Source organism: Streptomyces huiliensis, from assembly GCF_020037025.1.
Classification (GTDB): domain Bacteria; phylum Actinomycetota; class Actinomycetes; order Streptomycetales; family Streptomycetaceae; genus Streptomyces; species Streptomyces huiliensis.
On record NZ_JAIQLH010000183.1, the window covers coordinates 1 to 11,254 of the forward strand.

Below are 11,254 nucleotides of genomic sequence, written 5' to 3' on the forward strand. Positions count from 1 at the left end.
CCTCTCTGGAGGATCTCGACCAGCAGGAGATGTCGCGCAACACCCGGCGGTGGGCCACGGGGTTCCTCCGGCACTCCGCCCGGATCCTCTCCTCCCCCGAGACGGAGCGCTTCAAGGACATCTGGAACGGGGCCGTGTTTGGTCTCACGGGGCACCTCTACTTCGACAAGATCACTCAGCCGTGGCTCCGGCGGGCCGCCCAGGACTGGGCCGTCGACGACGTCCCGCGCCGCCGGGGCAATCCCCGCAGCGTCGTCCAGCAGCAGATCAACGCCATCGCACGCCTTTCCGAGAGCTTGCGGATCAACCGCCCCGACCAGGGGAACGAACCGCACCTCCTTGGCCGCCAGGACATGGTCACCTTCCTGCACCGTCTGATGTTCCTGCACAGCCGGGAAGAGATCACCGCCAAGGCCAGATGCTCGATCATCCGCAGTGTCCGCCGGCTCCTGAGCCGGATGCGGTCCCTCGGGCTCGCCCAGTCCGGGCACCCCCTCCACGGCCTGCCCGAGACGTTCTCCATCCGCGAGGAGGACGTCCCCGACGATCCCGAGGACTCCGAAGCCGGCCGGGATCTGCCTCCCGAGGTCATGCGCCAGCTCTGCGCTCACCTGGACGCGCTGGGCGACCTCGGAGCCCCCGAAGGACGGGTCGCCGTCGAGGTGCTGATCGACACGGGCAGGCGGCCGAGCGAGGTCTGCAACCTCGCGCTGGACTGCCTCGAACGAGACGCCGACGGCAAGCCCGTGCTGGTCTATGACAACCGCAAGGCCCTGCGGAACGGGCGCCGGCTGCCGATCGCCGAGGCGACAGCCGGTGTAATCGTCCAGCAACAGGAACGCACCCGGGCCCGGTTCCCGGACACCCCGGTCAAGGACCTCAAGCTGCTGCCGTCCATCGTCGCCAACCCCGCGGGCACCAAGGCGACCACCAGCAACTGGGTGGCCTCACGCCACCGGGCATGGGTCGACTCGCTTCCGGAGATCCTCGTCCCCACGGTGGTGGAGGTCGACGGCCGGCGCGTCACCCGGATGCTGCCCTTCGACAAATCGAAGATCTTCCCCGACGCCTACCGGCACACCTACGCACAGCGTCATGCCGACGCGGGTGTCCAGCCCGATGTCCTCAAGGTTTTGATGGATCACCGACAGCTAGACACTACACAGCGTTACTACCGCGTCGGGGAAGAACGCCGCCGGGAAGCCGTCGACCGGGTCGTTGCGATGCAGTTCGACCGGCACGGCAACCGGGTCTGGCGCGCGGCCCAGGCCCTGCTCGACTCCGAGCACGCACGGCGGGCGATCGGCCAGATCTCCGTCCCCTACGGGATCTGCACCGAGCCGTCGAACGTCGCCGCCGGAGGCCAGGACTGTCCCGTCCGGTTCCGCTGCGTCGGCTGCAGCCACTTCCGGACCGACGTCTCCTACCTCCCGGACCTGGAGTCCTACCTCGCTGACCTCCTGCGCAGCCGGGAGCGGCTCGCCGCCTTCGTCAACGCCGATGCCTGGGCGAAGGCCGAGGCCCTCCCCTCGGACGAGGAGATCACCAGGGTCAGACGGCTGATCCAACGGGTCCGCGGTGACCTCGACGACCTCAGCGAGGAAGACCGCACGCAGATCCAGGAAGCCGTCACGATCGTTCGGCGCACCCGACGGGTCGTCCCCCTCGGCATGCCCAGTGTCCGTCAGCCCCTGCCCGACCTCCGACCCGAAAGGCCAGCATGAACAGCATGATCGACGGTCGGAAAGCCGACTCGGCCCGCCGCCGCGAACGCGTCCTCAAAGCCCTCGACACAGCTCTAAAGACCGGTGGAGACATCACCGTCTCCGGCCTCGCCCGAGCCGCCCGAGTTGACCGGACCTTCCTCTATCGCCACCGCGACCTCCTCGAACGCGTCCATGCCGCCGCCAGCACCCCGGTCGAGGACGGAAGAGTCGCAGCAGTCAGCAGAGTTTCGCTCCAGACCGACCTCGCGAACGCTCTGGACCGCAACAAACGCCTCACAACCCGGGTCCGGCAGTTGGAGAAACGTCTGTCGTCCCAGCTGGGCGAGAGCGTCTGGTCCGAGTCCGGTCTCGGGGCACCCGTCGACATCGACCAACTCCAGCGGCGCATCACTCTGCTGGAACAAGACCTTGTCGACAAGCGGGGCGAGCTCGACGAGCGGACGGAGGAACTGGATGCGGCACGGGCAGCGAACCGGGAACTGACCCGGGCCCTGAACCACTCACCCCAAGAGGCACGCTGACCGACGGCCGAGCGACAGGTCACAGCGTTGGGTCCCTTGGCGGCTCCGCCACCGGGGACCCAACGCATCAATCTGGGCACCTGCCCAGCAGGTCACTCCACCGTGATGTCCTCATAGGTGATAGTGACCTGTTCAGTCGCTGCTGAGGAGTCGGCGGCCCCCAGCTGCGGGCCTTCCCACCTACTCGCCCAGGCATTGGAGAGTTGAACTCGCCTGACGAGGCCGTCAGCGTCCTTGATGGCGAGGGAGACAGGTTCGCCGGTCTGGCCGTCCACCGCCGGCGCTTGGCCGAGCTGCCTGACGAGCTCCAGCCCTTGTCCTTCGGCCACCACCAGCGTGACCTGGCCGGTCTGGACGACATCCGGCGTCACACTGCCGAAAGCCTCCTCGACCGTGGTGCTCTCGCCGATCTTGGCGACGTCGTCACCCACGGCGACTTCGCCGATCCTCTGGACGGACTCCACTTCGGTGGACCCAATCACCAAGGAGATGTCCTGCCCAGCCTGCACGTTTTCCGCAGCCATTTCCCCACCGATTCGCTCGTCGAGTTGTGCCCGCCGAACCTAGCGGACTCACTCTGCGAACAACGGCGATCGCCAAAAGTGGCCGAAACTCAGAGATAGCGAGTCTCAAGACCACCGGATCGAGGGATGGCACCACACCTGCTGTGATGGATAGCCTCAGCCACACGGCCGTTGAGCTGCACCAACAAGCACCTGGGACGCCTCCGACAGGTCATAACCCCAGAGAAGCCGCGGCTTGTACTCCGCATTCCCAGGAGCCGGTGCCTCGTTGGGAACGTTGCTCGCCGGCGCCTCCTTCCTCCTGCTCATGGCCGGCATGCCCGAAAGGCAGTTCCAGGCTTGGGGGTGGCGGCTCCCGTTCCTTTTCAGCGCCCGTTTTGGTGGTCATCGGCCTGAGGGTGCGGCGTTCCGTCTCCGAGACGCCGGTCTTCCTCGCGGCCTCCCGACGCAGCAGGCATTACGCCTGCCGGTCCTGGAGGCCGTCCGACGCCGTCCCAGGGCCCTGACGCTGGCCGTCGGGGCCCTGGTGGTCGGAAACGTCCTCTACTTCGTGACGCAGACATTCTCACTGCACTACGACACAGCCGTCCTCGGCATCCCCAAGCGGCCCATGCTGTGTGCCACGCTCGTATCCCTCGGCGTCCAGGCGGCCGTCGGGTTCGCTGCCGCCGTGTACTCCGACCGAATAGGGCGCAGGCGGCTGTGCCTGCTCGGCGCGGCTCTCTGCGGGATCTGGGCCGTTCCGCAGATCGGGCCGCTGAGAACTGGGTCTCTTTGGCTGATCGCGCTCGGTTTCTCGCTGTTCATGCTCGTCTACGCCCTCTACGCCGGGCCGCTGAGCGCCTACCTGGCAGGAGTCTTCGAGAACAGGTTCCGCTTCACCGCGATGGCGTTGGTCTTCAACACGGCCGTCATGATCGGAGGGGCCTTGGCCCCGGTGGCCGCCGAGGGACTGACGGCGCTGACCGGATCCATCTGGGCGGTCTCGGCGCTGGTAGCGGCCACCGCGGTGATCAGCCTGGTGTCACTGTCACGGCTGCCTGAGGCCTATCCCGATCGGCTCGGTCAGGACAGCGCTCAGCAACCGATAGGACAAGAGACGACGGGAGCCAAACTCGGCCGGCTGACATCAGCGAACGAGCGAGCAGAAGGAACCCGGGACGACCAAGGGCTCCGGTAACGCTTCAGGCGTTGCGACACTCCTGCGCTTGACGGGCATCCCGGGGCCCATGCCGTCGAGCGTGTCAGGGGTTACCGCGACGGGAGGAGCCGGCTGAGTTGCGGCCGCGACACCGGCCCCGCAGGGACCGCGACCGGCCATCGCGTGGCGCGCGTCTTTCGCGGTCCGAGTGTCTGGTTCGTCAGGGCCTGGTATGCCCGGTCCGTTCGGCGTTCGTCTCCGTCCGTGTTTTCTCCCTCGTGGTGCGGGCGCGGGTGGTGAGGGCCATGACGGCGAGCGCGACGGTGACCAGTGTGGCCGCGGTTACGGGGATGAGAGCGGGGTTGATGGCGATGATGGCTCCGCCCATGGCTCCGCCGAGCGCCGCCCCGACGTAGACGGAGCTGCTGTTCACGGCCATCGCCTGGGCCGCGGCCTCGGTTCCCGCGCGCGCGAGCATCAGCGACTGGATGCTGGGCGGCACCGCCCAGGCCGCCGCCGACCAGCAGGCCAGGAGCACGGCGACCAATACGGTGGGAACAGGCCTGGCCGGCCAGAGCGCGGCCAGAACGAGCATCGCGATGCCGAAGACCGTGGCTGCGGTCATGAAGGCCCGCATCGGGCCGAAACGGTCGACCAACCTGCCCGCGGCCTGCGTCCCAAGGATGCCGCCGATACCCGAGCACACCAGCAAGACGGCGAGTACGCGGGGAGTCACCCCGGCCACCCCGGAGAGGAAAGGCGCGATGTAGGTCTGGAAGGCGAGGTTGCCGGCCACGGTCAGGACGGTGACGACAAGGATCGCGCTGATCGTGCCGTTCCACAGCGGCCGGACCAAGGCGGCGAACGACTTGCGCTCCTCGTCCGCCTGACCCGCGGTGGAGGGCAGTGTCTTCAGCAGGAGAAGGAGGGCGCCGGCCCCCAGCAGTCCACCGAAGACGAAGGTCGCCCGCCAGTCGAAGACGGCGCCGACCCAAGTGCCCGCGGGCACCCCCAGCAAGACCGCGCCTGTCAGTCCGGTCATGACGGTGGCCAGGTACCTCCCCTGGCGCTTCGGCGGGGCCTCGGCGCTGGCTGCTGCGAGGGCGGTGGGCAGCACCACGGCGGCGGACAGCGCCGCGATCACCCGCAAGACCATCAAGACCGCGTAGCTGTGCACCAGCAGCACGGCGAAGTTGGCGAGGGCGAAGACGCCAAGCGCCCAGCACAGCGCGTGCCGGCGGGAGACGCGGAACGGCATGAGCGCCCACGCGGGCGCGAACAGGGCGTAGATCAGGGAGTAGACCGTGACCAGTTGACCGGTGACGGTCTCGGAGAGGTGCACATCGGCGGAGATCTCGGGCAGGACGCCGATGATGATGTAGTCGTCCGTCTGCACCGCGAAGGCGGCGAGCGTTAAGGCGAACAGCCATGCCGGGCGTGGAGAGGAAGAGCTCATACCGTAAAGGTAACAGTCGTTACCCTAACCGTGTGTGCAAGAGTCGGGACCTGAAATCAGGAGGTGGCATCCGCATGCCCAGGCCCGCCAACCCGCACCGCCGGCGTGAGGTGACCGACGCGGTCATCGCCCAGCTCGCCCTCACCGGCATCGGCGCCTTCTCCCTGCGCACGCTGGCCGAAGGGCTCGGGCAGAGCACGCGCGTGCTCACCCACCACTTCGCCGACAAGGACGCCCTTCTCGCCGCCGTCCTCGAACGGCTCGACGAACGGCAGCACGAAGCCCTGCACGCCACGCCGGGGTGGGACGACCCCTCCGTTGCCGTCAGCAGCATCGTCCGAGCGGCTTGGCAACGGAACCTCGGCCCCGAGGAACTCGCGATGACCCGCCTCATCCGGGAAATCGAAGGTCTGGCCGCCGCCGGCAGACTCCACCTGCCCGGCCCCGGCTTCGTCCGCGGCCGGGCGGAGTTCGTCGCCTCCTGCCTGACCACACGCGGACTGCCCCCGGCTCAAGCCCTCACCACGGCCACGCTCCTCAACAGCGCGTTCTCCAGCCTCCAGAGCGACTACCTGATCACCGGTGACACACAACGCACGGAAGCCGCCCTGGACGAGCTGTGCACATGGATCGACGACTGCGTATGTTCCGCCACCCGCTGAGCGCCTGGCGCGAAGCGGCGGGCGACACCACTCGCCTCACTCTCCGCCGCGACACGCGGTGTCTCCTCGGTGACCGAAAGTCTGGGCCCGCCCTGAGCGTGGCCCACCAGCGGCATGCCCCGGTGGAGGCGTCACCGCGCCGTGCTGAGAGCAGTGATTCCCTGGATGGCCCAGCTCCGGCGGTGAGGAAGGAAGCGGGTCCGGGGCGCGCTGGGACAACGTCGTCTTGTGCTGCTCCGACAAGGCGCTTGGGACCAGACGACAATCCAACGCATGGATGACGCGTTCACACTCCTTCGGCAGGCGGTCGACCTGCTGCCCCGGATGCCGTGGCAGAGAACGGCCAGACACGGCCTTGGAGACCAGCGGTACAGCGGTTATCGGTGAGATTGATCTTGAGCGGCAGGGGTTCCCCTTCGCTCTCGCTGCTCGGGAGCCATCGGGGAGGCCCTGGCCTGCTGCGGGTGAGGGACGACAGGGCATCCGAGCCACTTGCCTAACGATGACCTGCTGGTGCGGTGCCCTGTGTGCGGTCAGCGTTTCGTGCGGGTTACGGCCACCGGCGGTACGCGGCCTACGGCCGGCCGGCGTACCGGGCCCGCCGACGGCAGGCCGCCGAGCTGCGCTGACCACCGAGGTCCTGCCGGTCCTGACCTTCCCGACGTGCGAGGCGACGACGACGGCTGATCAAACGCCCGCCCCACACGTTGAGGAAAGCACCCGAGGAGACCGGGCTTCGCCCGGATAACCATCACGTCTGCCGTCCGGTTACGCGGAGGTACCCGAACGGCCCCCGCTCCGCGCCCGCGGTCGCCGGCACCCCCGGCGCGCTCCTGCGCCCGTCCGGATCGACCCCGGCCCGAACGTAGGGCGGGAGATCGCGGGCAACGGGGGCGAGTTCCCTCGGCGTTGATGGCTGCCGGGCTATGCTCGCCACCGGCGCACTGTGGTGCGCCCCCTCTCCGAGGGCCGCATGTCCGGACGCTCGCCGAGGGCGCCCGGTACGGGTGTCCTCCGGAGCGCCACCGGCCATGGCGCATCGAGAGGAGGGGGCGCGCCTATGGGGCGTCATTCGAGGGAGCGTCCGAAGCGGTTGTCCCGGGAAGGTGCCGGGCGCGTGGCGAAGCGCGCCGGCTGGGCGGTGTTCACCGCCGTGGTCGGCTGCCTCGCGCGTGAGGGTCTGGAACAGGCCCTGAGCTGCGAGGACGGTCCGCTGTCCCACCATCAGCGTGGGGCAGAGGACCGGTAGCTCCTCAGACCCCCGGTGTGCGGAATGGCCCTCCGTCGCGCCGGGGGTTTCACCGTAACCGATGGCCCGGTTCCAGTGTCACACTCCAACTTACCCCGGCGGAGGGATCTGCGCCCCGACTGTCACGCCAATCGGACCGGTTCACCCCGTGGACGAAGGGCTGCTCCTCGCGATCCCCGGCCCAGGCACCTACCGGCTTCGCGTCTGCGGCCGGCACCGCGACGGGAGCAACGCGTTGACCATCGCGCCGCCCGCGATTGCCGCCGCCAAGCAGGATGTCCTCGACGCCCTGGAACAGGTGGAGAAGGCCCGTGCCCGGCTGGAGGCGGCTCTGCGTGCCGAGCAGCAGGACACCGGCGTCAGCGCCAACGAGCTCGCCGAACACGCCCGCGGCGCGATGTCCCGCCCCCCCCCTGGTCCTCAAAGCTCTCCGCCAGCAGTGACAGAGCCCCGGCAGCCGCTCCGGAGCTTGCATAGAGCTGCCCGGATGCGTTCTCGGCTCTGCTCCTGGCCTCGGTCCTGGGACGGCGTCCACGAGCCGTCTTCGGCTCGCTGCCGGGGAAGATGGAGCAAGGTGTCAAGCACGATTGTGCGACATCCCGTGAGTTCCCCTGAGCCCTGCTGAGCCGCTGACCCCGTGGCCAGGTCGTTCTCCCTCGTCGGAGTGGCTTGTCGTCGACTGACGTAACTTCGGGATTCTTGAAGCGTTCTCACCTCGCCCGACCGATCCGTAGTCGGGCTGAAGGTGAGGGGGCTCGGGTTGGCGCTGGCGGTCGTACGGGACCTGCGCGAGCATTGGACGCCCGCGTCGGCGGAGGAGCTGGAGCAGTTCGAGACCGACGTGCTATCTGGTTTTGTCCTCGCGCGGGCCTCGGCGGGCCTGGCGGACGGCACCATCCGCGGGGACGTCGGGCACCTGGAACAGATCCGGACCTGGTTCGGCCGACCGCTGTGGGACATGGAGCCGGCCGACGCCGACGCGTACTTCGGGAAGGTGCTGAGGCACTCACCCAGCGGAACCCGCCTCGCCCGGTCACAGGCGCTGACCACGTACTTCCTGTTCCTGGAGCTGCGGCACAAGGTCGAGCTCCACCGGATGACCGGACGGGTCGTCGAGTGCCCGATCGACGAGATGAACCGGCCCCGCGGCGCCAAGGACGCGGCACTGCGGATCCCGCCGACCGAGCCGGAGGTCGGGACGCTGTTCACCGGCTGGGGCGGTGGGCTGGCGACCTGCCGCAAGTTCGCCCCTACCGCCAGGAACTACACCGCTGCGAAGCTGATGTCGCAGGTCGGCCTGCGGGTCAGCGAGGCATGCAAGCTCGACCTGGGCGACATCAAGTGGAACCTGGGCCGCTTCGGCAAGCTCCACGTCCGCCATGGCAAGGGCGCCCGCGGCTCCGGGCCGCGTGAGCGGATGGTTCCGCTGATCAACGGCGCCGACCGCACGCTGCGGTGGTTCATCGAGGACGTGTGGGGCCAGTTCGACGAAGACCACACCCGGCCCGGCGCCCCGCTGTTCCCGAGCGAGCGGAAGAACACCGACGGTTCCGCCCGCCGGGTTGGCGACGATGCCCTGCGCAACGGCCTCGACACCGCGGTCGAGGCTCATCTGCCGAGCTGGACGGACAAGTTGACGCCTCATGTCCTGCGGCACTTCTGCGCGTCCCAGCTCTATGGAAATGAGCTGGACTTGCTCGCAATTCAGGAGGTTTTGGGACATTCCTGGATCGCCACGACGATGCGATACGTCCACGTCCAGCAGACCCGGGTCGAGGACGCGTGGGTCGCCGGGACCGAGCGGGCCGCGAAGCGGCTGGAAGGGCTGATCCGATGAGGTGGAACCTGCGGCTGACCGCCGCGAACAAGGGTATCTGGAAGGCGTCCGAGCTCCAACGGAGTCTGGCCGAGCACGGGCTGGTGATCTCGGCGGGGAAGATGTCCGGGCTGTGGTCCGGCCAGCCGGTCTCCCTCAAGCTGGAAGACCTGGACGTCATCTGCGTCGTCCTCGGGTGTGAGATCGGGCACCTGCTGATCCCCGAGCCGGACAAGGTCCGCCGCCCCGGCGAGGAGACCGGCCAGCAGGCCGCCGCCTCGTCCGGTCCCGCTCCGGCGGTGGTCCCGCGTCGGCGGGACGGCCGGTCACTGCCGCCGGTTTGACCGGCCAGGACGAGTGAGGACGACACGCTGGTGCTGGAGCCTGACAGTTGCTCGAACTGCCTGGCCTGGGGTCTGCTGTTCATGCGGTGGTGCGGGGGCTGCAACTCCTTCGCCCGTCCAGGTCCGCACAGCCCATGCACGGGCTGCCGGCGAAGCGGCCCACTGCGGAAGGGGTACAGCCGTCTGTGCTGGTGCCAGGCCCGTATGCAGGCAGCGACAACCGGCGCGGGGGCGGAGTCGCTGCTGCCGACGCTGCGGCATCACCAGCTCTTCTTCGCGCACATGGCTCCGTTGTGGGAACGCGTCGCGCGGCCGCGGCTGCCGAAGTACGAGCGGCGAGGCCGCCCCCGCAAACCCGATCCCCGTCCGACGTCGCCGCCCGGCGGCTGGCTCCAACCTGCCTTGTTCGAGGTCTGCCGCGACTTCACCCGGACCGATCCCGACGAGCACGCGGACCCGGACAACCGCTGGCTGGCCTGGGCACGGCATACCGCCCACCGCCTCGGTGAGGCCCGGGGCTGGCCCCGCAGGATCCGGCTCGCCGTCGACCGAGCTCTGATCATCCTGATGTCCCAGCATGTCGGCGGCGACGTCGTGCGCTATTCCGAGCTCCACCCGGCCCTGCAGCCGCGTCGGCTGAACATGGAGCTGACCATCGAGGTCCTCGACCACATCGGCGTCTTTCTCGACGACCGGGCGCCCTCGTTTGAGCAGTGGCTGGAGCGCAAGCTCGCCGGCATCGCCCCCGGCATCCGCCGCGACGTCGAACACTGGGCTCGGCTCCTGCACGACGGTGGGCCCCGGTCCCAGCCCCGCGACGAGAACACTGTCTGGAACTACCTCAACCGCATCCGGCCCGTGCTGATGGACTGGTCAAGCGGCTACGACCACCTGCGCGAGGTGACCCACGACGACGTCCTCGCCCAGCTCGATGCCCTCCACGGTGGCCAACGGCAGCACACCCTCATTGTGTTGCGGTCGCTGTTCCGCCAGGCGAAGAAGAACGGCACCATCTTCAAGAACCCGACCAGCCGCATCCGTGTCGGCCAGCGCGAGTACGGCATCCTCCAGCCCCTGGAGCCCGAGCACATCAACACCTCGGTCGCCGCAGTCACCAAGCCGGCGGACCGCCTCGTCCTCGCACTCGCCGCAGTGCATGCCGCACGGTCCGGAGCGATCCGCCGCCTCCAGCTCGACGACCTCGACATCGGCAACCGCAAGCTCACGATCGACGGCCGCATCCGACGACTCGACGACCTCACGCTGCACGTCGCCCTGGAGTGGCTGGAGTTCCGGCGCCGCCGCTGGCCCGACACCGCCAATCCGCATCTGCTGATCAACAAGATCACTGCTCTGGGCACCGGCCCGGTCAGCGGGGTCACTCTCTCTGAGCCCTTTCGCGGCCAGGCCGCCACCCTGGAACAGCTCCGCGTCGACCGGCAGCTCGAAGAGGCCCTCGTTCACGGGCCCGACCCGCTTCACCTCGCCGAGGTCTTCGGCCTGGACGAGAAGACCGCGATCCGCTACGCGAACTCCGCCCGCGCTCTGCTGGACCAGGCCGCTGAACAGCAGCTTCGGTGAAACCCGCTCGACCGGGACGCACCGTGAAGGGAATCATGAGCGAGTGACGTCGACCGAAGCAGCAGCAATCGCTCTACAGGACCATGCCGCCCTCTGGAGTGTGGGGGAGGTCAGTGCGAGCGAGGTCGTCGATGCCGCCTGCGATGCGCTCGTCGCCGGACTCGACACCCCCAGCCTTCGGATCCTCGCCGCCTGCACGCGCGCCGAGGCGGACTAGGGCCTGTATTGAGTCG

General features: G+C 68.7%; 10 protein-coding genes. 7 read left to right on the forward strand and 3 right to left on the reverse strand.

Annotated elements, in window-relative coordinates; all coding sequences use genetic code 11:
* Together JNW98_RS26115 and JNW98_RS26120 are read left to right on the forward strand one after the other, a co-directional pair.
* A partial coding sequence (locus JNW98_RS26115) for a site-specific integrase (RefSeq protein ID WP_223770750.1) occupies positions 1-1,724 on the forward strand: 1,724 nt, incomplete at its 5' end.
* A gap of 5 nt (positions 1,725-1,729) precedes the next feature.
* The gene (locus tag JNW98_RS26120) at positions 1,730-2,248 is read left to right on the forward strand and encodes a DUF6262 family protein (RefSeq protein ID WP_223770751.1); all 519 of its coding nucleotides are present in this window, start codon (positions 1,730-1,732) and stop codon (positions 2,246-2,248) included.
* Between the two features lie 92 nt (positions 2,249-2,340).
* On the opposite strand, the gene JNW98_RS26125 is transcribed toward JNW98_RS26120, so the two are convergent.
* A complete protein-coding gene (locus JNW98_RS26125; protein WP_223770752.1) occupies positions 2,341-2,772 on the reverse strand; it encodes a phage tail protein in 432 nt (143 codons plus the stop codon).
* Between the two features lie 268 nt (positions 2,773-3,040).
* On the opposite strand from JNW98_RS26125, the gene JNW98_RS26130 reads away from it, so the two are divergent.
* Positions 3,041-3,952 carry an MFS transporter gene (locus JNW98_RS26130; RefSeq protein WP_223770753.1) on the forward strand — a complete coding sequence of 304 codons (912 nt, stop codon included), beginning with the start codon at positions 3,041-3,043 and terminating at the stop codon, positions 3,950-3,952.
* 181 nt (positions 3,953-4,133) lie between these two features.
* Here JNW98_RS26130 and JNW98_RS26135 read toward each other — a convergent pair whose 3' ends face one another.
* Positions 4,134-5,369, reverse strand: coding sequence for an MFS transporter (locus tag JNW98_RS26135; protein WP_223770754.1), 1,236 nt, complete (start codon positions 5,367-5,369; stop codon positions 4,134-4,136).
* Between the two features lie 74 nt (positions 5,370-5,443).
* Here JNW98_RS26135 and JNW98_RS26140 point away from each other — a divergent pair, with 74 nt between their 5' ends.
* Entirely contained in the window at positions 5,444-6,031 is a 588-nt protein-coding gene (locus JNW98_RS26140; RefSeq protein WP_223770755.1) for a TetR/AcrR family transcriptional regulator, read from the forward strand.
* Positions 6,032-7,329: 1,298 nt separating this feature from the next.
* Here the strand turns inward: JNW98_RS26140 and JNW98_RS26145 are convergent.
* Positions 7,330-7,665 (reverse strand): hypothetical protein, encoded by a 336-nt coding sequence (locus JNW98_RS26145; protein WP_223770756.1) that lies wholly within the window; start codon positions 7,663-7,665, stop codon positions 7,330-7,332.
* A gap of 375 nt (positions 7,666-8,040) precedes the next feature.
* Between JNW98_RS26145 and JNW98_RS26150 the strand changes: the two genes are divergently transcribed.
* The 3 genes from JNW98_RS26150 to JNW98_RS26160 all read left to right on the forward strand — a co-directional run bounded on the left by JNW98_RS26150 (position 8,041) and on the right by JNW98_RS26160 (position 11,021).
* Complete coding sequence (locus tag JNW98_RS26150) at positions 8,041-9,117, forward strand: tyrosine-type recombinase/integrase (protein ID WP_223770757.1); 1,077 nt, start codon at positions 8,041-8,043, stop codon at positions 9,115-9,117.
* Positions 9,114-9,440, forward strand: coding sequence for a helix-turn-helix domain-containing protein (locus JNW98_RS26155; RefSeq protein WP_223770758.1), 327 nt, complete (start codon positions 9,114-9,116; stop codon positions 9,438-9,440). Before JNW98_RS26150 ends, JNW98_RS26155 begins: the two co-directional genes overlap by 4 nt.
* A 204-nt stretch (positions 9,441-9,644) precedes the next feature.
* On the forward strand, positions 9,645-11,021 hold the full coding sequence (locus tag JNW98_RS26160) for a site-specific integrase (RefSeq protein WP_223770759.1): 1,377 nt from the start codon (positions 9,645-9,647) through the stop codon (positions 11,019-11,021).
* Positions 11,022-11,254 lie beyond the last annotated feature (233 nt).

What these genes read in the sequence shown, in the direction of transcription:
- JNW98_RS26120 (WP_223770751.1), top strand. Translation starts at nt 1,730, where the DNA reads ATGATCGACGGTCGGAAAGCCGACTCGGCCCGCCGCCGCGAACGCGTC.
- JNW98_RS26125 (WP_223770752.1), bottom strand. Translation starts at nt 2,772, where the DNA reads ATGGCTGCGGAAAACGTGCAGGCTGGGCAGGACATCTCCTTGGTGATT.
- JNW98_RS26135 (WP_223770754.1), bottom strand. Translation starts at nt 5,369, where the DNA reads ATGAGCTCTTCCTCTCCACGCCCGGCATGGCTGTTCGCCTTAACGCTC.
- JNW98_RS26140 (WP_223770755.1), top strand. Translation starts at nt 5,444, where the DNA reads ATGCCCAGGCCCGCCAACCCGCACCGCCGGCGTGAGGTGACCGACGCG.
- JNW98_RS26155 (WP_223770758.1), top strand. Translation starts at nt 9,114, where the DNA reads ATGAGGTGGAACCTGCGGCTGACCGCCGCGAACAAGGGTATCTGGAAG.
- JNW98_RS26160 (WP_223770759.1), top strand. Translation starts at nt 9,645, where the DNA reads ATGCAGGCAGCGACAACCGGCGCGGGGGCGGAGTCGCTGCTGCCGACG.